Source organism: Dermacoccus sp. 147Ba (genome assembly GCF_004151355.1).
GTDB lineage: Bacteria > Actinomycetota > Actinomycetes > Actinomycetales > Dermatophilaceae > Dermacoccus > Dermacoccus abyssi.
Map to the genome: position 1 here is coordinate 175,637 of NZ_SEHL01000001.1, position 22,392 is coordinate 198,028.

Here is a 22,392-nt window from a genome sequence, read left to right on the forward strand (position 1 = left end):
GGAATCACCATGACTGCCACCATTAACGAAAGCCAGTCGGCGGCTCCCGCCGCGGCCGGCGTTGGCCGCGTCTCGCGCGTCATCGGCCCGGTCGTCGACGTCGAGTTCTCCGCCGACACCATGCCGGAGGTCTACAACCTCCTCAAGCTCGACGTCACGCTGAACGGCGAGACGAAGAACATCAACCTCGAGGTCGCCCAGCACATCGGTGACTCGATGGTGCGAGCCATCTCGCTGCAGCCGACGGACGGCATTGTCCGTGGCTCCGAGGTGCGCGACACCGGTGCCCCCATCTCGGTGCCCGTCGGCGACGTGACGCTCGGCAAGGTCTTCAACGCCACGGGTGACTGCCTCAACCTCGAAGAGGGCGAGACGCTCGAGGTCAACGAGCGCTGGGGCATCCACCGCACCGCTCCGGCCTTCGACCAGCTCGAGTCGAAGACGCAGATGTTCGAGACCGGCATCAAGGTCATCGACCTTCTCACCCCGTACGTGCAGGGTGGAAAGATCGGTCTGTTCGGTGGTGCCGGTGTCGGTAAGACCGTTCTGATCCAGGAGATGATCGCTCGAGTCGCTCGCGACCACGGCGGTGTGTCCGTGTTCGCCGGTGTCGGTGAGCGTACCCGTGAGGGTAACGACCTCATGGTCGAGATGGAGGAGGCCGGCGTTCTCGGTCAGACCTCGCTCGTCTTCGGCCAGATGGACGAGCCGCCGGGCACGCGTCTTCGCGTCGCTCTGTCGGCCCTGACGATGGCGGAGTACTTCCGTGACGTCCAGAAGCAGGACGTGCTTCTGTTCATCGACAACATCTTCCGCTTCACGCAGGCCGGTTCCGAGGTCTCCACGCTGCTCGGCCGTATGCCGTCCGCCGTGGGTTACCAGCCGACGCTGGCCGACGAGATGGGTGTTCTCCAGGAGCGCATCACCTCGACGCGTGGTCACTCGATCACGTCGATGCAGGCCATCTACGTGCCGGCCGACGACTACACCGACCCGGCTCCGGCAACGACGTTCGCCCACCTCGACGCCACCACCGAGCTCTCGCGTGACATCGCGTCGATGGGTATCTACCCGGCCGTGGACCCGCTGACGTCGACGTCGCGAATCCTCGACCCGCGTTACATCTCGCGTGAGCACTACGACACCGCGGTGCGCATCAAGGGAATCCTGCAGCGCAATAAGGAGCTCCAGGACATCATCGCGATCCTCGGTATCGACGAGCTCTCGGAAGAGGACAAGATCCTCGTCAACCGCGCTCGCCGCATCCAGCGCTTCCTGTCGCAGAACACCTACGTTGCCAAGCAGTTCACGGGCATCGAGGGCTCGACGGTTCCGCTGAGCGACTCGATCGAGGCGTTCACGAAGATCGCCGACGGCGACTACGACCACGTGCCGGAGCAGGCCTTCTTCATGTGCGGTGGCCTCGACGACGTCGAGCGTCAGGCCGCGGAGATCGCCAAGCAGGACTGATCTCGGTGAGCCGGACGCCGCAGGTGTCGGGCAACCCGTGATGATTCGGACGAGGGGCCGGGGGCGAGAAGCCTCCGGCCCTTCGTCCGTCATGTGACGAACGAACGAAGGGCGACGTGATGGATCTCGGGCTCAAGTGGCGGCCGCACGACGGCGACCTGACGCGGGCCGGTGCCGTGGTGGCGCCGGACGAGCGGCTCGCGTGGCCGAAGACGACCGGCATCGGTATGCAGCACGTCGTCGCCATGTTCGGCGCCACGTTCCTCGTGCCGTTGCTAACGGGCTTCCCGCCCTCGGCGACGCTGTTCTTCTCGGGCATCGGAACGATGCTCTTCCTGCTTCTCACGGCCGGTCGTGTACCGAGCTACCTCGGGTCGTCGTTCGCCTTCATCGCGCCGCTCACCGCAGCCACGAAGTCGCATGACATGGCCACCGCGCTCGGCGGCGTCGTCATGGCCGGTCTGGCGTTGTTCCTCGTCGGTCTGCTCGTGCACGTCGTGGGTGACGGCTGGTTGCGAGCCCTCATGCCGCCTGTGGTCACAGGAGCCATCGTCGCGCTGATCGGCCTCAACCTCGCCCCGGCCGCGAAGCAGAACTTCATCAAGTCGCCGGTGACGGCTCTCGTGACGCTTCTCGTCGTCCTCGCCGTCACGGTGGTGGCCAAGGGCCTGCTCGGGCGTCTCAGCATTCTGCTGGGTGTCGTGGCGGGTTACGCCGTCGCGTGTTTCCGCGGGGAAGTCGACTTCAAGGCGCTCGGCGCTGCCGATTGGCTTGGCCTGCCGGACTTCCACTCGCCGTCCTTCGACCTGAGCGTCATGGGATTGTTCGTGCCGGTCGTGCTCGTGCTCGTCGCGGAGAACATCGGGCACGTGAAGTCGGTCGCGCAGATGACGGACCGCAACCTCGACGACGTGTCGGGCCGCGCGCTCATGGGTGACGGTCTCGCCACGACGCTGGCCGGTTTCGGTGGTGGCTCCGGTACGACGACCTATGCCGAGAACATCGGCGTCATGGCCGCGACGAAGGTCTACTCGACCGCGGCCTACTGGGTCGCCGCCGTCACGGCCGTGCTCCTGTCGTTCTGTCCCAAGGTCGGCGCGGCCATCGCAACGATTCCGCCGGGTGCCCTCGGGGGAGTGGCCACCGTTCTCTACGGCATGATCGGCATGCTCGGCGTGCGGATCTGGATGGAGAACAAGGTCGACTTCGCCAACCCGGTCAATCTCATGACGGCCGCAGTGGCCCTCATCATCGGCATCGCCGATTACACCTGGAAGGTCGGCGACCTCACGTTCGCCGGCATCGCGCTCGGCACGTTCGCCGCCGTCGCCCTCTTCCACACCATGCGTTTCGCGGCGCGCACGAGCGGCGCCGTGCCCGACCCACTCGCCAAGGCCGACGACGTCGAACGTCGCGAGCCGAAGGCCTGAGACGAAGCCCACGTTTCCCCGGTTATCATGGGGGAACTCACCGACTCGAAGAGGAATCGCCCTGATGAGCAACCTGAACGTCAAGTTCGTCGCCGCCGACCGTGAGGTCTGGGAAGGCGAAGCGAGCCGTCTGATCGCCCGCACCACCGAAGGTGAGATCGGCATCCTGCCCGGTCACCAGCCCCTGCTTTCCGTGCTCATCGAGGGCGACGTCGTCGTCGTCCCGACCTCGGGCGAGCGTCGCACGGTCCAGATCGACGGTGGCTTCCTCTCCGTCGACAAGAACGTCGTCACGGTCGTCGCGCAGCACGTCGAGATGGCCGACGCCTCCTGAGGCAACGACGCACGATGTCTGATGCGCTGACGGCCGGCGAGATCGTTCTCGCGCTGGCCGTCATTGCGCTGCTCGTGGGGCTCGGCGCGATGGTGTATCGCACCCGCAGCCTCTCGCGCGAGGGAAACCTCGCTGTCATGGCCACCCGTTACCCGAACGGCTCGTGGCGCACCGGCATGGTGCGCTACCGGCCGGATCGGCTCGAGTGGTTCACTTTCCGGACTCTGCGGTGCACGCCTGAGCGCATCTGGAAGCGTGGCGAGTTCGTTCTCGGCTCGCGCAACGCGCTCGACTCGAGCGAGTTGCCGCGGGCGATGACGGGGGATGCGGTCGCCGTCGATGTCGAGTGCGGTGTCGAGCGCTTCTCGATCGCCATGGCCCCTGCCGACTACACGGCCTTGCGATCCTGGAGTGAGTCGGCTCCACCCGGCCCGCGCTCGCAGGGCTACTGAGTCACCCGCGCGCACAGGAGGACCCCAGCACAACGGTGCTGGGGTCCTCCTGTGCGCGCGGGTGCGCGTTGCTGGAGTCAGGCTGTGGAATCGCCCTCTTCGCGGCCACCGCCGGGCTGCCACAGCACATCCCCAGGGCCCTCGGCGTTGGCGTAACGCGCGAAGACGAAGAGCGCGTCCGACAGCCGATTGAGGTACTTCGCCGTGAGGACGTTGACCCCGCCGGGGCGTTCGGCGTTCTTGCCGTCGCCGGGCGCCGGCTCGTCCCCGTGTGCGTCGAGGGCAGCCCAGGCTGCCCGCTCCGCACGCCGGACGACGGTGCGCGCGAGGTGGAGGTAGGCCGCTGCCTGCGTCCCACCTGCGAGGACGAAGGAGCGCAGCGTCGGTAGCTCGGCGCCGAACTCGTCGCACTGTTGCTCCAACTCGTCGATCCACTCCTCGCGCACGCGAAGAGCTGGGTGCGCCGGTGACTCGACGAGCGGCGTCGAGAGATCGGCTCCGACGTCGAAGAGGTCGTTCTGGATGCGCCGGAGGACCGGGCGCAGGGCGTCGGGAAGGTCCGGGGCGCAGGTGAGTGCGAGGCCGATCGCGGCGCCTGCCTCATCCGTGTCGGCGTAGGCCGCGAGCCTCGGATCGTTCTTCGAGGTGCGCGAGAAATCGCCGAGGCCGGTGGAACCGTCGTCGCCGGTGCGGGTGTAGATGGTGCTGAGTACGACCATGGCTCCACCCTGCCAGACGAAGGGCCGCCGTGTCGGCGCAGGCGTGTGGCCGTCCCCGCCGTCAGCTGGGCGTGAGAGCGTCGCGTTACAGCCCTTTCACAGTCGTTATGTGTTCGTTACCGAAATGGGCGAACCTCACGTGGGGGTCGCGCGTCAGAGTAGAGGTAAGCGAAGCAAAGCGGCGCCCGCCGCCGCCCCGAGCCCGTCCTGAACGCACGAAGGGGAACGACATGTCCCAGCCGGTTGCAGACAAGACCGATGCACGTACGCGCGAGCGCACCGCCGAGGTGCGCCACATCGTCGACGGGGCCGAACTCGGTGTTGTGGGGTCGATCTGTGCCAGCACGAGCAGTGAGGTGCGCAGCGAGCTCACCCAGGCGATCGGCGCGGGCGAGGGCGACCTCGTCGTTCACCTCTCGGAGGCCGAGGTGTGGGACGCCACGGGCCTCGGCGTCATCGTCGGAGCTCACCGCCGCGCTGCTGCCGAAGGACGGCGACTGGTCGTGGCCGACGCCTCGCCGCGACTGCGCCGCCTGATGTGTGCGACGAAGCTCGACCGTCACCTCGAGGTCGAGCGGGAGCTGACGCAGTTCGTCCCGCTCGCCGCCACCGCCTGAGCGAACCGGCTCAGAACAGGCGTGTCTCGGAGTCGTCGATTCCCTTGAGGGCGTCGTAGTCGAGCACGACGCAGCGGATGCCGCGGTCTGCGGCGAGCGTTCGGGCCTGGGGCTTGATCGTCTGGGCAGCCAAGACACCCGACACGGGGGCGAGGTGCGGGTCGCGGTTAAGCAGTTCGAGATAGCGCGTCAGCTGTTCGACGCCTTCGATCGTGCCGTGCCGCTTGAGTTCCACGGCCACCGTGGCACCGGTGGCGTCCTTGCACATGATGTCGACGGGCCCGATGGCCGTCATGTACTCGCGGCGCATGAGCGTGTAGCCCGAACCGAGGGTCTCGATGTGCTGAGCGAGCAGCTTCTGCAACTGCGCCTCCACACCGTCCTTGACAAGGCCAGGGTCGACGCCGAGCTCGTGGGCGCTGTCGTGGTGGATGTCGTACAGCTTGATCCGCAGTCGATCGTCGGACTTGGCGTGCTGCACGAGCCACACGGAGCTGACGCCCTCTACCGTCTCGACCTCGTCGGGCTCGATCTCGGCCATGGCGCACGGCGGTGCCATCCAGTTGAGGGGCTTGTACGAGCCTCCGTCGGAGTGCACGAGCACGGAGCCGTCGGCCTTGACCATGAGAAGCCGCTTGGCCAGGGGGAGGTGGGCCTGCAGGCGGCCCTCGTAGTCGACGCTGCAGTCGGCAATCACGATTCGCACGAGGAGTAAGCCTACGCTTCCGCCTCGCTGCGTCCGGCCAGGGCGATACAGGCACCGAGGGTGAGGACGAAGCCCGCGACGGCCAGGATTTGCGTGTTCGGCCGCACCCCGTCGCCGAGCAGGGCGAGTCCGACGAGGGATGGTGCCACCGTTTCCAGGGCGAAGGTGATGGCCGCGACGGACGTCGTTTCGCCAGCGTCGAGGGCAAACCCGTAGGCAACGGTCGCGATGACGGCGTGCAGAACGAGCGCCCAGGGTGCCCAGGTCGCGAGGGCGTCGCCCAGCCTGCCGTTCCACGGCAGGATACGGGCGCCGACGGCGAGACCGCCGTACCCGAGCCCCGCGACCACAGCCAGCACGGAGCTGGCGCGACGACGCGCTGCAAGGACCCCGACGGCTACAAGCAGGACCGCCACGGCGACGAGGGCCGGCGCCAGCCACGACGGCGGATCGTGCGGCGGCGTGTCCCGGGCGGTGGCGGCCAGGCAGACGAGCCCGAGGGCGACCACCGCCAGAGCGGCGACCTCACGCCGCGTCAGTTTGGCGCCCAGCACGATGACGGCGAGGACCGCCGTCACGGCGACCGACGATGCAATGACCGACTGGACGAGAAAGAGGGGGAGCGCGCGCAGCGCGCCCACGGAGGCGGCGAACGCCACGACGTCGAGTCCCAGGCCCGCGGCGTACAACCACCCGGCTCGCGCCCGCTGCAGGAGGGTGCTGCCGGCCGGGGCCGCCCGGAGTCCACGCACGCCGAGTGCCTGGAGGATCGTGGCGCTTCCGTACGCCAGCGCGGCGAGCAGGGCGCCGAGGAGTCCGAGGAGCATGCGCTGACTGTGTCACCTTCCTCGCAGCATCGGGAGCCTCGGCCCGTGGCGCCGACACATCTGAAAGACTGGCGACCATGATCAACACAGTGGGTGTCATCGGGCTCGGCACGATGGGTGCGGGCATCGTCGAGGTCTTTGCGAAGGCCGGTTTGAGCGTCATCGCCGTCGACGGTTCGGCCGAGTTGGCCGAGCGCGGCAAGGGCTTCCTCGAGAAGTCGCTCGGTCGTGCGGTGAGCAAGGGCAAGCTCGACGAGGCGGCGCGCGACGAGATCGTCGGCCGCGTCTCGTTCGGCGACGACCTCGCCGCCATGAAGGACGCCGACCTCGTCATCGAGGCGGTTCCGGAGCGTCTCGAGATCAAGGAATCGATCTTCACGACGCTCGACGGCATCGTTCGGGAGGACTGCGTGCTCGCGACGAACACCTCGTCGCTGTCGATCACCGAGATCGCGCGGGCCACGAAGGTGCCGTCGCGGGTCATCGGTATGCACTTCTTCAATCCGGCGCCGGTTCAGCCGCTCGTCGAGGTCATCCGTTCCGTCATGAGCGACGAGACGCTTGTCGAGCAGGTCCGCGAGCTGGCCGAGCGCCTCGGCAAGAAGCCGGTCGTTGTCGGCGACCGCGCCGGCTTCGTCGCCAACGCGCTGCTCGTCTCCTACCTCGCGCGGTCCATCCGCGCCTACGAGTCCGGCCTCGCCTCACGCTCCGACATCGATGCGGCCATGGCCGCCGGCGTCGGTCTGCCGATGGGCCCGCTCACGCTGTGCGACCTCGTCGGCCTCGACGTCATCCACGAGGTGTGCGGCGTGCTCTACAACGCCACGGGTGACCCGAGCGTCGCCTCGCCGTCGATCCTGCGCCAGTTGGTGACGGCCGGTCGCCTCGGCCGCAAGAGCGGTCACGGCTTCTACACCTACGACGGTATCGGTTCCGGCACGGTGGTCGACGACGCTGCCACGACGGCACCCGCCAAGCCCCTCGAAGGCAAGGTCGGTCTCGTCGGCGAGGGTGACCTCGTCGACGCCCTCGGCTCGGAGCTGAGCGACGCCGGCGTCGAGGTCGTCCGGGTTGTCTCGGCGGACGACGCAGCCTCGGTCAAGGGCGTGGCCGTCACGCTCGCCGTGGACGCGGTCGAGCTCGACGGCGACTGCTGCGGCGGCGGATGCTGCGGTGGAGACGACGCCTCGCACGGCGACGTCGAGAGCGGCCTCGAGATCGGGGCGAAGCCGGTGCTGCGCGCTGTGCGTGACGCCATCGGTGACGCAGGCGTCATCGCTGCGCTCGGCGAGGGATCCGTCGAGACCGCGTCCACGGGCGACCCGACGATCGACGCCACCGTCGTGCCCGTCGTCCTGCACGAGAAGCAGAGGGCCGGCCAAGTGCTCGAGATCGGCCGTTCGGTCGCCATCAGCGACGAGGCCGTCGAGACGGTGCGTTCGCTCGCCGTCGCGGCCGGTTGGACGCCGGTCGTCGGCAAGGACCGCGCGGGCCTCGTCGTCGATGCCCTGCTCTACCCGCACCTCAACGACGCCGCCAAGATGCTCGACTCCGGCTACGCCACGGTCGAGGACATCGAGACGGCGATGAAGGCCGGTTGCGGTTACCCGCAGGGGCTCTTCGAGCTGCTCGACGAGGCGGGCCCGGACGACGTGCACGGTGTCCTCGCGGAGATGTACTTCGAGACCGGCGAGCAGCACCTCGTGCCGTCGCCGCTGCTCACCGAGCACATCCTCGCGGATCGGACCTTCCGGGGCTGATGCCGCGTCGTAACCGACCACGACGGGACGAGACGCGCGGTGACGTCAGCCGCGCGTTCCGTCCCGTCGACGTCGTCCAGACCTACGCCGGCGGACGCTGGACGGTGCGCGTGCTGCGGGGCAACAGCGAGGGCAAGGTCTACACGTGCCCCGGATGCCAGCAGCAACTCGCGTCGTCGTTGCCGCACGTCGTCGTCTGGCCGATGGACCGGCTCGGTGACGTGACCGATCGACGCCACTGGCACACGAGTTGCTGGCAGGCTCGTGACCGGCGTCCACCGCAGGGCTCGTGGCGCTGAATCACCGAACGAGGGAATCGACATGACGATGCAGGAGATCCGCTCCAACACTGTGCTCGCCGCGCGGCGTGAGGAGATCGAGTTGCACACCGCGGACGGCCTGAAGCTCGTGGGTGAACTGGCGCTGCCGCCGTCGAACGATCCGGTGGCCACACTCGTGACGCTGCACCCGCTGCCGACGCATGGCGGCTTCATGGACAGCCATGTCTACAAGAAGGCCGCCAACCGGCTGCCGGCGCTCGCGGACATCGCGGTGCTGCGGTTCAACACGCGTGGCACGTCGTCGCCGCGCGGGACGTCGGAGGGTGCGTTCGACTCGGCTGACGGTGAGCGGTTCGACGTCGCCGCCGCCATTGAGTTCGCGGAGTTCCACGAGTCGCCGGCGCTGACCAATCGTTGGCTGGTGGGGTGGAGCTTCGGCACGGATCTGACGCTCATGCACGGGCTCGATCCGTCGATCGAGGGCGCGGTCCTGCTGTCGCCGCCGCTGCGGTGGTCGCAGCCCGAGCACCTCGCGGCGTGGGCCGAATCGCGCAAGCCGGTGACGGCGCTCGTGCCCGAACTCGACGACAACCTGCGCCCCGACGAGGCACGCGAGCGGTTCGGCGCCATTCCTCAGGCGCGCGTCATCGGCGTCGATGGCGCGAAGCACCTGTGGGTGGGGGAGAAGTACGTGCGGCGCGTGCTCGACGAGATCGTGCGCATCGTCGCGCCGTCGAAGCTGCCCGAGGGTGGCCTGCCAACCGAGGTCGACGCTTCGCTCGTGGTCGAGGGCTGAATTGACACGCAAGTGGTGGGCGCCTCTGTGAGCCCGGGGACCCTTGGTGGCTGTCTCGGACCGGTTGTCGACACTGACGTTCGGCGCCGCGAGGTTCTGCACGTCGTTCTGCTACCCCCTGACCGGGGCATAACCACGTGCAGAGCCACCCCAGCTTGGGTTGTGCAGAAACGACCGTTTTGGCTACGCCGGATTGTCACGCGGCACCGTGGTCGTCACCGGCACCACCACCGACGAGGCGGAGCAGGTCTTCGCGGACGTCGTCAGCTGGGTTCAGGCCGCGTCGCAGGTGGACCGAACCGCGGACTGATCCCGTCCGCTGGCAACGCTGTCCGGTGCAAGACCGCCCACAGCAGTTCCTCGACCGCTTGGTCTTCGAGAGGGGCAGTTGTGTCGACGCGCACGACGTCGGTGATGCCGAGTGGCCCCTCCCCATGGAGAGTGTCCCACCAGGCTGTTTCTGCTCCGGCCTGTAAGTGTCGTGGGTGACGCGAGGCATCACCGCGGGCTCGGGCCAGGAAGCGGTCCCTGGCCATGTACACGGGCACCTCACACCACACCTCCACAACCTCGGACGCGAGGATTCCACAACCATGTAATCGCTCGACCACAGCCGCAGCCCGACCTGGACCACCGAACCAGGTCTCGATGATGACCCGCGGCCTCCGAGCGGTGAGGAACCACAAGAGGTCTTCAGCTTCTCGGCTCAGCCAGCTCGGGTCAGGTTCACTTGGGCAGGTGCCGGCGAGGACATCCTTGGGATTGTCCTTGGAGAAAAGAGTTGCTGACCAGACCCGCGCGAGTGCCGCGGCCAGCGTTGACTTACCGGCACCCGGCAGTCCGTTCACGATGACAAGCCTCGTTGCGGCCCGGTTCGGTCCGATCCGTTCCTCATGTGCTGCACCGTCGTGGAAGGTCATGCGCGCCCTCTCGCCCCTTAGGTAACGTAACGAGATCGCTCCGGCCTGGCTGGCATTCGTGGTTTTGCATCCACCAGACCATTGCTGCGGCCACGCAAATCATCTCAAACTCGACCGAGGTGTAAACCGCCCGCCGCGACGGCGGGTTGCTCACCGGGGCGAGGCCTCCAGTTAAGGATCGTGGCCAGCGCGATGGCGAGCGACGCTCCGTCTTGGGCATGATCAGATTCTCCTTGACTAAGGCCGGTCGCCGCCGCCCGGGCGCCCCGGCTTGGAGACGCTTGCTGTGAGCAGATGAAATGCGCAGGTCGGCGCCTGAGTTCCGGCGTCTACGAACGGCGTGTGCGGGTGGAGTACACCCTATTTGCACAGTTGCTCCTCTATGTGGCTCGTGTGACCTTCGCCGGTAAATGGCGGTGTTCTGTCGATGCTCCGTGGCGGCTTTAGTTGGTGGTACCGATGACAAGCGTGGTCTGGCCGTCCGTGGTCGAGAGTCCTGCCGCCGATGCGAGGGCGGCAGTGTCATCGTCAGCAGCTGAGGTGTCCTCGTCGACGTAGCCAGATCTCCAGGGGAATGGTCGTCAGTGGCGGTACCGCGGCGATGATCGAGAGAGCTGTGACCCGCCATGGCCACCGCAGGGTGATGGCGGTGATGAGCGCTATGGCGAGGTAGATGAGGAAGATGCCGCCGTGCAGGGCGCCGAAGATGCTGACACCGACGTCGGTTGTGCCCGTCACGTACTTGAGGAACATCCCGGCGAGCAGACCAGCCCAGGTGAAGGCTTCGAGAAAGGCCGCGACGATGGAGACTCTTGCCACAAGCGGAAGTCCATAACGCTGCTGGGTGCTTGCGCTCATTGGTTCGCCTCGTTGCTCGGGAGTTCGTCTGCGTCCGCGACGGAGCGGGCGAGGTGCTCTGCCAGCGCGGCGCGCAGTTCGGGCGGAAGAGGGGCGGCTCCGACGGATTCGCTAAGCCAGAGTCCGTCGGCGGCAAGGTACGCGACCATCTTCTGCAACGCCCGAGGGTCAGTCGGGTCAATCTCGGCAGGGTCGGGTATCCATCGGGAGATGACCCTTCTCCACGGCTTGTTGAGCTCGCTGTCGGTGCTCGCCTCGAGCATGAGCAGCAGCTCGGGGCCAGTGGCGCTGCGAGCGCTCACGCGGGCGTAGGCGGCGAGGCGCTCGTCCTGCGTTGCCTCGTCTGGGTCCTTGCCCAGGACGTTGATCATCTCGTGGTCCCAGCGCTCGGCAAGATGCTCGTGCAGCGCGAGCACCAGGGCGTCCTTCGAGGGGAAGTGGTAGAGCAGCCCACCTTTGGTGAGTCCGGAGGCGGCGGCCACGGATTCGTACGTGACGGCCGTGACGCCGTCGGTTTCGACAACGTGGAGGGCGGCTTGGAAGATGGAGTCTCGTTTGCTGGTCCGCATGAGCGGTCCTTTCGTGGTCAGTGCTCGGAGTGCAGCTGTGACTGCGTGCCAGGCAGGTACCGACGCAGCAGCACTCCCGTGATGACAGCGGCCGCTGCCAGGACGCCGGCAACGACTAGCATCACAACGAGGTACGCGGAGTCGAAGGCCGTGGAGGCCGCCTGAATGATGGCGGCGTCTCCCTGCGCCGCCTCCAGTGCCTCAGCGATACCGTCACCAGCCGCCGCCGGTGCACCGTTGGGGAGGACAACACTGGCGGTATAGATGGCCGTGAGCAGGCTTCCGAGCACGGACACGGCGATGAGGCTGCCGAACTCGTAGGAGACCTCTTCGAGGGAAGCGGCCATGCCTGCACGGCGCACCGGCACGTTCCCGATGATGGCGGTGGAAGCGACCGACATGGCAGCTCCGAGACCGGCACCCGTCACCAGAAGGCCGAGAACCAGCACGCCGAAGGATGATTGGAACCCGACTACCGTCACCACGACGCCGCCGGTGGCGACGGCGAGACCACCGGTGATCAGCGCGAGCAGCCCGACACGGTGCAAGAAGGCACCACCCAGGAGCGCTGTCGGCAACGAGCCCACGGCAATCACGGCAACCAAAAGCCCAGCCTCCAGCGGACTGAAGCCGACGACCTGCTGGAAACGTTGCGTGGTGACAAGCTGGATGCCACCGATGGCGAACATCGCGAACGCCGCGGCGAGCACGCCAGCACTGAACGCCGGGTTGAGGAAGATGGAGAACTCCAGCAGCGGATTCTCCAGGCGCCGCTGACGGCGCACGAAGAGCCAGAACCCGATGGCAGCAACGAGCAGCGCAACAACAATGGTCGCGACAGACGGGGGCGCGTGGCCGATCTCCTTGATGGCCACCACCGTTCCGACGAGCCCGATCATCACCAGTATCGAAGACACGGCATCCCAGCGCTTCGAAGGATCCGGGTCATTGGCCGGGCGGATCAACCAGGTAGCAACCAGCGCCAGCGCCACTACGGGCACGTTCACCAGGAACACCGAGCCCCACCAGAAGAACTCGAGCAGCGTGCCGCCGAGAATCGGACCGAGAGCGGACCCGACGACCGACAGGCTGCCCCAGATCGCGATCGCAAAATTCCGCTCGCGCTCGACCGTGAAGTACGTGCGGATCAGTGCCAGGGTTGCCGGCATCATCGCTGCCGCACCGACAGCGAGCACAGCGCGTGCACCGATCAGCACCTCGGGCGACGGCGCCAACGCTGCGAGCAGGGACGCCAACCCGAAGATCACCAGGCCGACAACAAACATCCGCGTGTGGCCGATGCGATCCCCCAGGGTTCCGCTGCCCAGCAACAGCCCCGCCATCACCAGGGGGTAGGCATTGATGATCCACAGGCTCTGTGTGTTCGAAGCCTGCAGTTCCTCAGTCAGCGTCGGCAGGGCCGTGTAGAGAATCGAGTTATCCAAGGTGATCAGCAGCAGACCTGCTCCAACCGTCACCAGCAGCGACCAGCGTCGCCTCTTCGTCATCGCGGACATGCGCGTCTTCCCCTCGTCGTGAACGACATAACTGTACCAAATGGATGGTGTAGTTAAGTCGACGGAGGGAGAGACTCACGGCGCGCGCTATGCATGGCGTGCGGGCGGCGAAGCTTGGAAGGTTTTAGAGCGAAGGCGCGGCACTTCGATGCAGGCAAAACCGGACGAGCTGGTGCCTCAGTTGGGTACAGGTTTATGAGACTTTCAGCGGGTGGTCGGCCTCAGGTTCGCTTCCTGCGTGAACGCGCTCTCGGGATTGTCTTGCGAAGTCGTCTCGACGGAAAGTGCCTCAAGGCGGTGACTTCCAGGACTTTCTGCACCATGCTGGGGGTATGAGGCTTCTGGGATATACGCGGGTGAGCACGGCGACGCAGGACGCGCAGCTGCAAGTCGATGCGCTGGTGGAGGGCGGGGTGCAGAAGCGGGACGTGTTCTCCGATGTGACCTCGGGTAGCCGGACCGCGATCGAGCGACCGGGGATGAAACGTCTGCTGGACTACGCCGAGGACGGCGACACGGTGGTGGTGTGGCGCATCGACCGGCTGGGCCGGTCCCTGCTCGACGTCCTGAATACGGTCACGCTGCTGCGCGGCCAGGGCGTGAAGATCAGATCGGTCTCGGACGGGATCGACCCGGAGACGACATCGGGCCGGATGATGCTGGGCATGCTCGCGACCCTGGCCGAGTATGAGCGCGAGCTGATCACCGAACGCGTCAATGCGGGGATCGCCGCGGCGAAGCAGAACGGCACCCGCTTCGGCCGACCCCCGGTCGACCCGGCCGTGATCGCGGAGAAGCTCGAAATCGCGAGCGATGCCCGCGCGAAGGGCCGCACCGCCGAGGACGCCGCCCGACTCGTCGGCTGGTCCCGGGCGACGCTCTATCGCCATCGGCAGGCGGCCCGTGCCCGCGAGGCCGTCGCCGAGCAGGTGTGAGGTGGACGGGCCGGCGCGGTGGCGCATCCTGCGGCTGCACGTCGAGGACGGTATCCCGCTGAGCGCCCTGGCCCGGGAGACCGGGATCAGCCTGCGCTCCCTGGAGCGCTGGCACGCCCGCTACCGTGCCGACGGGTACGCGGGCCTGGAGACAGGCCAGCGCTCGGACGCCGGCGCCCACCATCTGCCCGGGGAGCTCGTGCGGTTGATCGAGGGCCTGGCGCTCAGCAAGCCCCGGCCCGCGATCGCCACGATCCACCGCAAGGTCACCGACATCTGCGGTACCCGAGGGTGGCCGGTGCCTTCCTACGGGGTGGTCCGCTCGATCGCGGGTGCCCTCGATCCGGGCATGGTCACCCTAGCCCTGGAGGGCGCGGCGTCCTACCGGGACAAGCACGAACTGGTGCTGCGCCGGCACGCCGAGCAACCGAATGCGATGTGGCAAAGTGACCACACGCTGCTCGACATTCTCGTGGTGGGCACCGACGGCAAACCAGTCCGCCCCTGGCTGACGACGATCCTCGATGACTGCTCCCGCGCGATCTGCGGCTACACCGTCTTCCTGGGTGCGCCGTCCGCGATGAACACCGCCCTGGCGCTGCGGCAGGCTATCTGGCACAAGAGCGACCCCGCGTGGCCGATGTGCGGGCTGCCGGACGTGCTCTATGTCGACCACGGCAGTGACTTCATCAGCCGCCACCTCGCCGGCACCGCTGTTGACCTGCACATCCGGCTGATCCACTCCACCGTCGCCCGTCCCCAGGGCCGGGGCAAGATCGAGCGGTTCTTCGGCACCGTCAACACCGAGCTTCTCGCTGACCTGCCCGGCCACATCACCGAGGGCCATCCCGCGCCGACGCCGAAGCTGTCCCTGGCCGAGCTCGACAGCGCGGTGGAGGGGTTCGTGGCCACCTACAACGACCGGACCCACAGCGAGCTCGGCGCCTCGCCGCGCACCGCGTGGATCGCCGAGGGCTGGCTGCCGCGCATGCCCGAGAGCCTGGAAGACCTCGACGGGCTGCTGCTCACGGTCGCCCAGTCCCGGGTGGTGCGCCGTGATGGCATCCGCTTCCAGGGGCTGCGCTACGTCTCCCCGACACTGGCCGGCTACGTCGGACGGCCGGTGGTGATCCGCTACGACCCGCGCGATATCACTGAGATCCGCGTGTTCGACCACGACGAGTTCCTGTGCAAGGCCGTCAACCAGGACCATCACGACGAGAAGATCAGTCTCAAGGAGATCCAGGCTGCCCGCAACGCGCGCCGTCGCGCCCTGCGCCAAGGCATCAATGAACGCATTGCCGTCGTAGCCGCGCACACCACTGAGACGCCATCGACAGCCGAGCCGCCAGCCCCAGCACCGAAGCGGAAGCTGAAAGTCTACAAGGAGGACTTGAGGTGAGCCAGCGCTTCATCGTGACCAAAGAGCACCGCCGCTTCACCGAGTTCGCCGACGCTGTCCGCCGCGGCCACACCATCGGTCTGTGCTTCGGACCGGCCGGGGTGGGCAAGACACTCTCCGCGCGCCGCTACGCCCACTGGGAGAAGGCCTATGACCTGCTGACCTATTGGGGTCCGCGCGCCGACAGCGACGCCAAGATCTACGCCGCCCTCGCTCGGAGTCGTACCGTGCTCTACACCCCCAGCGTGCTCACCACCCCACGGGTGCTGAAGGATGAACTCGACCAGGCGATCACCCGCACCAATATCTGCATCGAGCAGCATCTGGAGGCAGTCGGTCAGATCACCCCGCAGACGTGGGGCCGACGGCACGGCAGGAACCACGTGCAGCTGGTCATCGTCGATGAGTCCGAACGGCTCCGCCCCACCGCGCTGGAGCTGTTGCGCGATCGCTACGACCGCGACAACATCGCCTTGATCCTGATCGGCATGCCCGGCCTGGAGAAGCAGTTCAGCCACTACCCGCAGTTCTACAGTCGTGTCGGCTTCGCCCACCAATACCGGCCCCTGGGCACGGACGAGCTGCTGTTCGTCCTCCAGCGCCACTGGCGCTCCCTGGGCAAGACCCTCGACCCCGAGGACTTCACCGACGCGCAAGCCATCGCTTCCATCACCCGCATCACCCGCGGGAACTTCCGACTGCTGGAGCGGCTCTTCCCGCAGATCGAGCGCGTCCTGAAGATCAACGAGCTCGACACCATCACCAACGACGTCATCGAAGCCGCCGCCAGCACCCTCGTCATCGGCACCACCTGAACAAAGACCGCCACTGAGCATCGACAGAACACCGCCATTTAACAGCGAAAGTCACAGGCTCGCGTGCAAATAGGGTCCTCGGTGGCCTTAATGCTCATGTTGCGCGTAGGGTCTAGACATGCCGGGTCAAATCGTGGGGTATGCGCGCGTCTCGTCGACGTCGCAGAATCTAGCCAGGCAACTAGAGGCACTCGGGGCGGTCGACGAGCTGTTCACCGATCACCAATCCGGCAAGAGCCGAGCCGATCGCGCCGGCCTGGCGGATGCGTTGCGCTACGTGCGTCGCGGTGACACGTTGCGCGTCGCGTCGATGGATCGACTCGCGCGATCACTCATCGACCTCGAGCAGATCGTCTCCGACCTCACCGCACGCAAAGTGAGCGTCGAGTTCGTCAAAGAACGCCTCACCTTCTCACCCGACGCTGCGGCCGACCCGTTCGCGACGTTCCAACGCCAACTCATCGGCGCCGTCGCCGAACTCGAGCGCTCCCTCATCCGCGAACGCCAACGCGAAGGAATCGACCTGGCCAAAGCGCGCGGCGTGTACAAGGGCCGCGCCCGCCGCCTCACCGACGAACAGATCGCCCACGTGCGCGAGGCAGCGGCAAACGGCGCCAACAAGGCCAAGCTTGCGGGCGAACTCGGCGTCTCACGTCGCCTCATCTACGACGTCATCGCCGGCAACGGTGCTTACGGTGACTTCAACACTGCCTCGGAGGTATCAGAACCCTCTGACACGTGACAGTTTCGGCACCCTTAGCGATGAGCTCAGGCGTTGCCGTCAGTTGGGACATCCCCCAGCGGCATCAAAAACGACCGTTTTGCTCACCCTGCGCAAGTGAGGGCTTCGGCACAGCCGGCCGTTTAGCCGCCACACTTCAGTCCGAGCTTTGCCCAGGCCACTTCGGAGTCTTTAGCTCCGAGCCAGGTGACGGCGTAGGGCACCTCGTCAGGCCAACGCGTCACGATCGAGCCTAGGCGTAAACCAAGAAACGATCGCTGCCTGCGCTCCGAAGGGTGAGCGACTGCCACGAAAATTCCGCTCTCGAGCTCTCTGAGGAGTGGCCAGTCCGGACCGTAGTCCTCTTCGGGGGGTTCAGTCGAGCCATCGGGCCATGCCATTAGAAAGAAGGGCCATGGGCGTCCGTTCCACATGGCCCCGACCTCGCAACCAAGGTAGGCACACACGCGGCCATCCCGAGACAACGTGGCAACCCGATGGTGGTACCGGTTGAGGTCTGGGGTGTTGGATGCCGGATCGCTTGTCACAGACCCATTGTGCCGAGCGCCGCTAGCCGTCACGTCCAATGGATGCGCGAGGTAGCTCAAACGAACGTTTTTGATACGACGCCGAGCCTTGGGGTAGAAACGATGGGCTGCCTCAGTGTCCTTCAGCCGCCGGCTCGACGAGTTCGACGAGCACGCCGCCGGCATCCTTGGGGTGGATGAAGTTGATGCGGCTGCCGCCGGTGCCGATCTTCGGCGCGTCGTAGAGGAACCGCATGCCGCGCTCGCGCAGCGTCGCGCTCACCGCGTCAAGGTCTGCGACGCGGTAGGCGAGTTGCTGCATGCCGGGGCCGGAGCGGTCGAGGAACTTCGCGATGCTCGACTCCGGCGACAGCGGCGCGAGCAGCTGGATGTGGCTGTGCGGGGCATCGGCCGGCCCGACGCTCAGCATCGCCTCACGCACACCCTGCTCCTCGTTGGTCTCCTCGTGAGCGAGCGTCATGCCGTACGTGTCGCGATAGAAGGCGATCGCGTCGTCGAGGTCGGCCACCGCGATGCCGACGTGGTCGATCGCCTCGAACAGGTGCGTGAAAGAGTCGGTCATGACCCCACCATATGGTTTGCTGGAAACAGCGTCTTTGGTTAATGACGATTAACTCAATGTGGAGGAAGACATGACCGACACCACCGCCGTCATCGTCGGGGGCGCCCGCACCCCGATGGGCCGTCTGCTCGGCTCGCTCAAGGGCTTCTCGGGCTCCGACCTCGGTGGCCTCGCCATCAAGGGGGCCCTCGAGAAGGCCGGTGTCGCAGGCGATCAGGTCGACTACGTCATCATGGGCCAGGTGCTCACCGCCGGCGCCGGCCAGATCCCGGCCCGCCAGGCCGCCGTCAAGGGCGGTATCCCCATGAGTGTGCCTGCGCTGACGATCAACAAGGTCTGCCTCTCCGGCCTCGACGCCGTGGCGCTCGCCGCCCAGCTCATCCGAGCTGGCGAGTTCGAGATCGTCGTGGCCGGCGGTCAGGAGTCGATGACCCAGGCGCCGCACCTGCTGGAGAAGTCGCGTGAGGGCTTCAAGTACGGCGACGTGTCGATGCGCGACCACATGGCCTACGACGGCCTGTGGGACGCCTTCACCGACCAGGCCATGGGCAACCTCACGGAGCAGGCCAACTGCGGCGAGGCGCAGTTCAGCCGCGAGGAGCAGGACGCCTTCTCCGCTGCGTCGCACCAGAAGGCTGCCGCCGCGTGGGAGAAGGGGTACTTCGACGACGAGGTCGTCTCCGTCGAGATCCCGCAGCGCAAGGGCGAGCCGGTGCAGTTCAAGAACGACGAGGGGGTGCGCGCCGACACGACGGCCGAGTCCCTCGGCAAGCTGCGTCCTGCGTTCTGTAAGGACGGCACGATCACGGCCGGTTCGGCCTCGCAGATCAGCGACGGCGCCGCAGCGCTCGTCGTCATGAGCAAGGCGAAGGCCGAGGAGCTGGGGCTTGAGATCCTCGCCGAGATCGGGGCTCACGGCGTCGTCGCCGGGCCCGACTCGACGCTGCAGAGCCAGCCGGCGCGCGCCATCGCCGCCGCCTGTGAGAAGGACGGCCTTGCGCCCACCGACCTCGACGTCGTCGAGATCAACGAGGCGTTCGCGGCCGTCGGCCTCGCGTCCACCAAGGAACTCGGCCTGGATCCGGAGAAGGTCAACCCGAACGGCGGCGCCATTGCCATGGGCCACCCGATCGGCATGTCCGGAGCCCGTCTCGTTCTCACGCTGGCCCACGAACTCAAGCGTCGTGGTGGCGGGGTCGGAGCCGCTGCGCTCTGCGGTGGCGGGGGACAGGGTGACGCGCTCGTCCTGCGCGTGGCCGCGGAAGGCTGATCAGCCGTGCCGCGCGAGATCGACGTGCCCCAGCTCGTCGCGCAGATGCGCGACGGCAGCAGGCGTGCGCTCGCGCGGCTGCTGACCTGCGTCGAGAACGGCCACCCGAAGCTCGCGGAGATCGGCGCCGCCATCGCGCCGTACACCGGTCGGGCGCAGATCGTCGGCCTCACCGGGCCGCCGGGGGTGGGCAAGTCGACCTCGACGAACGCGCTCGTCGAGGCCTACCGCAAGGACGGCAAGACGGTGGCCGTCCTTGCGGTCGACCCCAGTTCGCCCTTCTCCGGTGGCGCCCTGCTGGGCGACCGCATCCGGATGGTCGGGCATGCGGGAGACGAGGGCGTGTTCGTGCGCTCGATGGCGACGCGGGGGCACCTCGGGGGCCTCTCGGCCGCTGCCCCGGCGGCTCTGCGGGTGCTCGACGCAGCAGGCTTCGACATCGTGCTCGTGGAGACCGTGGGCGTCGGACAGTCGGAAGTGCATATCGCGGGCCTCGCGGACACGACGATCGTCCTGCTCGCGCCCGGTGCCGGTGATTCCATCCAGGCCGCGAAGGCCGGCGTCCTGGAGATCGGTGATCTCTTCGTCGTCAACAAGGCCGACCGGGACGGTGCGCCTGCGGCGGTGCGCGATCTGCGGCACATGATCTCGCTCGGCATGTCGGGTGAACCCGGTGAGTGGCGCCCGGAGGTCGTCTCCACGGTGGCCGAGAAGGCGCAGGGAGTCGAGGACGTCGTCGCGGCCGTCGAGGCACACCGGGCGTGGATGCTCGAGCACGACGAGCTGAGCCTGCGCCGCCGACGTCGGGCCGCGGGCGAGATCGAAGAGCTGGCGGTGCGGCGACTGCGTGAGCGCTGGGAACGCCCCAATGCCGAGGTGAAGCTCGACGACCTCGCTGAGGCTGTCGCTCGAGGGGTTCTGGACCCCTACGCCGCGGCGCAGGCCGTCGCGGGTTGAGGGTGAGGGGCTCGATGCGCGTCCGAAACCGCGCGAGAGCCCATGACGGCGAGGCGTCGCCAAAGCGAGTTCTGACGTGCGTCGCCTGCCGGTATCAGCTCTGATTCCGCGGAATACCGGGGTTGTCGGCGCCGGTGCCTAGACTTGGAGGATGAAGCCTCGTACGCCCGTCATCATGCTCATCGCGGCCGCTGAGCACGCCGAAGAGATGCGGGACGAATTCGCCCACCGCTACGCTGCCGAGTACGACCTGCAACTCGCCACGACGCTCAGCGAATCGATGACGATGGCGCAGGGCCTCAACGCGCGCGGCATCCCGGTCGCGATGTTCGCCGCGACGACGCAGGTGGGCGACGCGACGGGCCTCGTCACGCTGCAGTGCCTGCATGCCGTCATGCCGGCGGCCAAGCGGGTCATGGTGCGCCTGCGCAGCGAACCGTGGGCGGTGGAGGAGCAGCGCGTCGCGCAGATCAGCGGCCAGATCGAGGCCGCACTCCTGCTGCCGAGCGGCCCGCGCGACGAGGAGTTTCACACCGCCGTCACCGAGTTGCTCTCGGACTGGGGGTGGTCGGCGGGTGGCCCCGAGATCGAGCTCGTCAACATCGTGGCGCCCGCAGGCGACCCCAACGTCGGGGTGCTGCGCGACTTCCTCGACCGCCAGGGCATCCCGATGGGGGTCTGGCCGCCGGACGCTCCGCACGCAGCCAAGACGCTCGAGATGGCGCGTTCGCAGGGCATCGAGATCGCCTATCCGCTCGTGCGCATCGCCGAGCGCGAGGTTCACGCCAACCCTGACGTCCGTGTGCTCGGGCGCGCCTTCGGCGCCACCGTCGACGAGTTGGGCGAGGGCCACGTCGTCGACCTTGCGATCGTCGGGGCGGGCCCGGCCGGCCTCGCTGCCGCGGTGTACGGCGCGAGCGAGGGGCTGAGCACAGCCGTCATCGAGGCCGACGCCGTGGGCGGCCAGGCCGGCACGAGCTCGATGATCCGCAACTACCTGGGCTTTCCCCGCGGCATCTCGGGCATGCGCCTCGCGCAGCGCGCGCGGTTCCAGGCCACCCGGTTCGGCGCGGGCATCTACTCGGCCACCGAGGTCACCGGTTTCACGCCCGGCTATCGCGGCGAACCGCACGTGCTCCAGACCGACGACGGGCCGGTCTGCGCCCGCGCCGTTCTCATCTCGACGGGCGTGGCCTACCGTCGCCTCGGCGTCGAGGAGGTCGAAGGCTTCGTCGGACGCGGCGTGTACTACGGCGCGGCGTCGTCGGCTGCCCGCGAGTGCGAGGGTGGGCACGTCCTCGTCGTCGGCGGCGGCAACTCGGCGGGCCAGGCCGCCATCCACCTCTCACGCTTCGCGCGCTCCGTCAGCATCGTCGTGCGTCGCGACGGGCTCGCGGAGACGATGTCTGACTACCTCATCCGCGAGATCGAGGCGAACCCGCGAATCGTCGTCAAGACCAATGCGGAGATCGTCGGGGCGAGCGGCACCGATCGGCTGCAGCACGTGACGATCCGCTTCAACGAGAAGGACCAGGAGCTGACGGTTCCCGCCTGCGGGCTGTTCCTCCTGCTCGGCGCGCACCCGTGCGTCGACTGGCTCGACGGCACCGTCGCGCGCGACGAGCGGGGCTTCGTGCTCACCGGCCGCGATGTGCCGGCCGAGTTCTGGAGCGAAGGCCTGCCGCCCTTACCGCAGGCGACGAGCGTGCCGGGCGTCTTCGCCGCGGGTGACATCCGCGCCGGGTCGATGAAGCGCGTGGCCTCCGCCTCCGGTGAGGGTGCGGCCGCGGTGCCGCTCGTGCACCAATGGATCGAGGCGCTTGGGACAGCTCTCGGGAGTTCGGGGGTGTAGTCGTTTCCTGGTCTGAGACCCGCGCTGGGGCCTCGTGAAAGCACAGAAATCGCGGCGCCGAGACGTGCGCCCTG

Annotated in this window: 23 protein-coding genes; 15 read left to right on the top strand and 8 right to left on the bottom strand. The window is 67.5% G+C overall.

Annotated elements, in window-relative coordinates; all coding sequences use genetic code 11:
- The first annotated feature begins 9 nt into the window (after positions 1 to 9).
- From atpD to EVU97_RS00855, 4 genes are all read left to right on the top strand, one after another.
- A complete protein-coding gene (gene atpD / locus EVU97_RS00840; RefSeq protein WP_047310248.1) occupies positions 10 to 1,470 on the top strand; it encodes a F0F1 ATP synthase subunit beta in 1,461 nt (486 codons plus the stop codon).
- Between the two features lie 116 nt (positions 1,471 to 1,586).
- A complete protein-coding gene (locus EVU97_RS00845; protein ID WP_129662722.1) occupies positions 1,587 to 2,900 on the top strand; it encodes a uracil-xanthine permease family protein in 1,314 nt (437 codons plus the stop codon).
- Positions 2,901 to 2,964: 64 nt separating this feature from the next.
- Complete coding sequence (locus tag EVU97_RS00850; protein ID WP_047310246.1) at positions 2,965 to 3,234, top strand: F0F1 ATP synthase subunit epsilon; 270 nt, start codon at positions 2,965 to 2,967, stop codon at positions 3,232 to 3,234.
- 14 nt (positions 3,235 to 3,248) lie between these two features.
- Complete coding sequence (locus EVU97_RS00855; protein ID WP_129662724.1) at positions 3,249 to 3,686, top strand: DUF2550 family protein; 438 nt, start codon at positions 3,249 to 3,251, stop codon at positions 3,684 to 3,686.
- A gap of 77 nt (positions 3,687 to 3,763) precedes the next feature.
- Here the strand turns inward: EVU97_RS00855 and EVU97_RS00860 are convergent, their stop codons facing one another.
- Complete coding sequence (locus EVU97_RS00860; RefSeq protein ID WP_129662726.1) at positions 3,764 to 4,405, bottom strand: cob(I)yrinic acid a,c-diamide adenosyltransferase; 642 nt, start codon at positions 4,403 to 4,405, stop codon at positions 3,764 to 3,766.
- Positions 4,406 to 4,635: 230 nt separating this feature from the next.
- On the opposite strand from EVU97_RS00860, the gene EVU97_RS00865 reads away from it, so the two are divergent.
- On the top strand, positions 4,636 to 5,022 hold the full coding sequence (locus EVU97_RS00865) for an STAS domain-containing protein (protein WP_129662728.1): 387 nt from the start codon (positions 4,636 to 4,638) through the stop codon (positions 5,020 to 5,022).
- A 10-nt stretch (positions 5,023 to 5,032) separates the two neighbouring features.
- Here EVU97_RS00865 and nucS read toward each other — a convergent pair whose 3' ends face one another.
- Positions 5,033 to 5,728 carry an endonuclease NucS gene (gene nucS / locus EVU97_RS00870; protein ID WP_129662730.1) on the bottom strand — a complete coding sequence of 232 codons (696 nt, stop codon included), beginning with the start codon at positions 5,726 to 5,728 and terminating at the stop codon, positions 5,033 to 5,035.
- Between the two features lie 11 nt (positions 5,729 to 5,739).
- Positions 5,740 to 6,555, bottom strand: coding sequence for a hypothetical protein (locus tag EVU97_RS00875; RefSeq protein WP_129662732.1), 816 nt, complete (start codon positions 6,553 to 6,555; stop codon positions 5,740 to 5,742).
- Between the two features lie 77 nt (positions 6,556 to 6,632).
- Between EVU97_RS00875 and EVU97_RS00880 the strand changes: the two genes are divergently transcribed.
- Genes EVU97_RS00880 through EVU97_RS00890 form a run of 3 tightly spaced genes read left to right on the top strand, consistent with a single transcriptional unit; the run spans position 6,633 to position 9,392 of the window.
- Positions 6,633 to 8,315: a 3-hydroxybutyryl-CoA dehydrogenase gene (locus tag EVU97_RS00880; protein WP_129662734.1), complete on the top strand. Its 1,683-nt coding sequence runs from the start codon at positions 6,633 to 6,635 to the stop codon at positions 8,313 to 8,315.
- Positions 8,315 to 8,614, top strand: coding sequence for a hypothetical protein (locus EVU97_RS00885; RefSeq protein WP_129662736.1), 300 nt, complete (start codon positions 8,315 to 8,317; stop codon positions 8,612 to 8,614). The genes EVU97_RS00880 and EVU97_RS00885 overlap by 1 nt, the downstream gene beginning before the upstream one ends.
- Positions 8,615 to 8,636: 22 nt before the next feature.
- On the top strand, positions 8,637 to 9,392 hold the full coding sequence (locus tag EVU97_RS00890; protein WP_082128583.1) for an alpha/beta hydrolase: 756 nt from the start codon (positions 8,637 to 8,639) through the stop codon (positions 9,390 to 9,392).
- A gap of 263 nt (positions 9,393 to 9,655) precedes the next feature.
- On the opposite strand, the gene EVU97_RS15415 is transcribed toward EVU97_RS00890, so the two are convergent.
- From EVU97_RS15415 to EVU97_RS00910, 4 genes are all read right to left on the bottom strand, one after another.
- Complete coding sequence (locus EVU97_RS15415; RefSeq protein WP_129662738.1) at positions 9,656 to 10,312, bottom strand: AAA family ATPase; 657 nt, start codon at positions 10,310 to 10,312, stop codon at positions 9,656 to 9,658.
- A gap of 528 nt (positions 10,313 to 10,840) precedes the next feature.
- On the bottom strand, positions 10,841 to 11,170 hold the full coding sequence (locus EVU97_RS00900; protein ID WP_047310240.1) for a DUF3817 domain-containing protein: 330 nt from the start codon (positions 11,168 to 11,170) through the stop codon (positions 10,841 to 10,843).
- Positions 11,167 to 11,739 (bottom strand): TetR/AcrR family transcriptional regulator, encoded by a 573-nt coding sequence (locus EVU97_RS00905; protein ID WP_129662740.1) that lies wholly within the window; start codon positions 11,737 to 11,739, stop codon positions 11,167 to 11,169. The genes EVU97_RS00900 and EVU97_RS00905 overlap by 4 nt, the downstream gene beginning before the upstream one ends.
- 17 nt (positions 11,740 to 11,756) lie before the next feature.
- Positions 11,757 to 13,256, bottom strand: a complete 1,500-nt coding sequence (locus EVU97_RS00910) for an MFS transporter (RefSeq protein ID WP_047310238.1) — start codon at positions 13,254 to 13,256, stop codon at positions 11,757 to 11,759.
- Positions 13,257 to 13,588: 332 nt separating this feature from the next.
- Between EVU97_RS00910 and EVU97_RS00915 the strand changes: the two genes are divergently transcribed.
- The 4 genes from EVU97_RS00915 to EVU97_RS00930 all read left to right on the top strand — a co-directional run bounded on the left by EVU97_RS00915 (position 13,589) and on the right by EVU97_RS00930 (position 17,150).
- Positions 13,589 to 14,191, top strand: coding sequence for a recombinase family protein (locus EVU97_RS00915; protein ID WP_047311302.1), 603 nt, complete (start codon positions 13,589 to 13,591; stop codon positions 14,189 to 14,191).
- 1 nt (position 14,192) lies between these two features.
- Complete coding sequence (locus EVU97_RS00920; RefSeq protein WP_165357825.1) at positions 14,193 to 15,593, top strand: Mu transposase C-terminal domain-containing protein; 1,401 nt, start codon at positions 14,193 to 14,195, stop codon at positions 15,591 to 15,593.
- A complete protein-coding gene (locus EVU97_RS00925; RefSeq protein WP_017836498.1) occupies positions 15,590 to 16,408 on the top strand; it encodes an AAA family ATPase in 819 nt (272 codons plus the stop codon). The genes EVU97_RS00920 and EVU97_RS00925 overlap by 4 nt, the downstream gene beginning before the upstream one ends.
- A 118-nt stretch (positions 16,409 to 16,526) precedes the next feature.
- Entirely contained in the window at positions 16,527 to 17,150 is a 624-nt protein-coding gene (locus tag EVU97_RS00930) for a recombinase family protein (RefSeq protein WP_047312997.1), read from the top strand.
- A 639-nt stretch (positions 17,151 to 17,789) separates the two neighbouring features.
- Here EVU97_RS00930 and mce read toward each other — a convergent pair.
- Entirely contained in the window at positions 17,790 to 18,239 is a 450-nt protein-coding gene (gene mce, locus EVU97_RS00935) for a methylmalonyl-CoA epimerase (RefSeq protein ID WP_129662742.1), read from the bottom strand.
- A 70-nt stretch (positions 18,240 to 18,309) separates the two neighbouring features.
- Here mce and EVU97_RS00940 point away from each other — a divergent pair, with 70 nt between their 5' ends.
- The 3 genes from EVU97_RS00940 (at position 18,310) to EVU97_RS00950 (ending at position 22,318) form a co-directional block, all read left to right on the top strand.
- Positions 18,310 to 19,509 carry an acetyl-CoA C-acetyltransferase gene (locus EVU97_RS00940; RefSeq protein WP_129662744.1) on the top strand — a complete coding sequence of 400 codons (1,200 nt, stop codon included), beginning with the start codon at positions 18,310 to 18,312 and terminating at the stop codon, positions 19,507 to 19,509.
- A gap of 6 nt (positions 19,510 to 19,515) precedes the next feature.
- The gene (gene meaB / locus EVU97_RS00945; RefSeq protein ID WP_240730083.1) at positions 19,516 to 20,466 is read left to right on the top strand and encodes a methylmalonyl Co-A mutase-associated GTPase MeaB; all 951 of its coding nucleotides are present in this window, start codon (positions 19,516 to 19,518) and stop codon (positions 20,464 to 20,466) included.
- A gap of 151 nt (positions 20,467 to 20,617) precedes the next feature.
- Complete coding sequence (locus EVU97_RS00950) at positions 20,618 to 22,318, top strand: FAD-dependent oxidoreductase (protein ID WP_129662746.1); 1,701 nt, start codon at positions 20,618 to 20,620, stop codon at positions 22,316 to 22,318.
- Positions 22,319 to 22,392: the final 74 nt, after the last annotated feature.

Excerpts from the sequence above, each read along its gene's own strand:
- EVU97_RS00850 (WP_047310246.1), top strand. The coding sequence starts at position 2,965 with ATGAGCAACCTGAACGTCAAGTTCGTCGCCGCCGACCGTGAGGTCTGG.
- EVU97_RS00885 (WP_129662736.1), top strand. The coding sequence starts at position 8,315 with ATGCCGCGTCGTAACCGACCACGACGGGACGAGACGCGCGGTGACGTC.
- EVU97_RS00860 (WP_129662726.1), bottom strand. The coding sequence starts at position 4,405 with ATGGTCGTACTCAGCACCATCTACACCCGCACCGGCGACGACGGTTCC.
- mce (WP_129662742.1), bottom strand. The coding sequence starts at position 18,239 with ATGACCGACTCTTTCACGCACCTGTTCGAGGCGATCGACCACGTCGGC.
- EVU97_RS00910 (WP_047310238.1), bottom strand. The coding sequence starts at position 13,256 with ATGTCCGCGATGACGAAGAGGCGACGCTGGTCGCTGCTGGTGACGGTT.
- EVU97_RS00905 (WP_129662740.1), bottom strand. The coding sequence starts at position 11,739 with ATGCGGACCAGCAAACGAGACTCCATCTTCCAAGCCGCCCTCCACGTT.
- EVU97_RS15415 (WP_129662738.1), bottom strand. The coding sequence starts at position 10,312 with ATGACCTTCCACGACGGTGCAGCACATGAGGAACGGATCGGACCGAAC.
- EVU97_RS00880 (WP_129662734.1), top strand. The coding sequence starts at position 6,633 with ATGATCAACACAGTGGGTGTCATCGGGCTCGGCACGATGGGTGCGGGC.
- EVU97_RS00950 (WP_129662746.1), top strand. The coding sequence starts at position 20,618 with ATGAAGCCTCGTACGCCCGTCATCATGCTCATCGCGGCCGCTGAGCAC.
- EVU97_RS00930 (WP_047312997.1), top strand. The coding sequence starts at position 16,527 with ATGCCGGGTCAAATCGTGGGGTATGCGCGCGTCTCGTCGACGTCGCAG.
- EVU97_RS00855 (WP_129662724.1), top strand. The coding sequence starts at position 3,249 with ATGTCTGATGCGCTGACGGCCGGCGAGATCGTTCTCGCGCTGGCCGTC.
- EVU97_RS00900 (WP_047310240.1), bottom strand. The coding sequence starts at position 11,170 with ATGAGCGCAAGCACCCAGCAGCGTTATGGACTTCCGCTTGTGGCAAGA.
- atpD (WP_047310248.1), top strand. The coding sequence starts at position 10 with ATGACTGCCACCATTAACGAAAGCCAGTCGGCGGCTCCCGCCGCGGCC.
- EVU97_RS00865 (WP_129662728.1), top strand. The coding sequence starts at position 4,636 with ATGTCCCAGCCGGTTGCAGACAAGACCGATGCACGTACGCGCGAGCGC.
- EVU97_RS00940 (WP_129662744.1), top strand. The coding sequence starts at position 18,310 with ATGACCGACACCACCGCCGTCATCGTCGGGGGCGCCCGCACCCCGATG.
- EVU97_RS00875 (WP_129662732.1), bottom strand. The coding sequence starts at position 6,555 with ATGCTCCTCGGACTCCTCGGCGCCCTGCTCGCCGCGCTGGCGTACGGA.
- EVU97_RS00890 (WP_082128583.1), top strand. The coding sequence starts at position 8,637 with ATGACGATGCAGGAGATCCGCTCCAACACTGTGCTCGCCGCGCGGCGT.
- EVU97_RS00915 (WP_047311302.1), top strand. The coding sequence starts at position 13,589 with ATGAGGCTTCTGGGATATACGCGGGTGAGCACGGCGACGCAGGACGCG.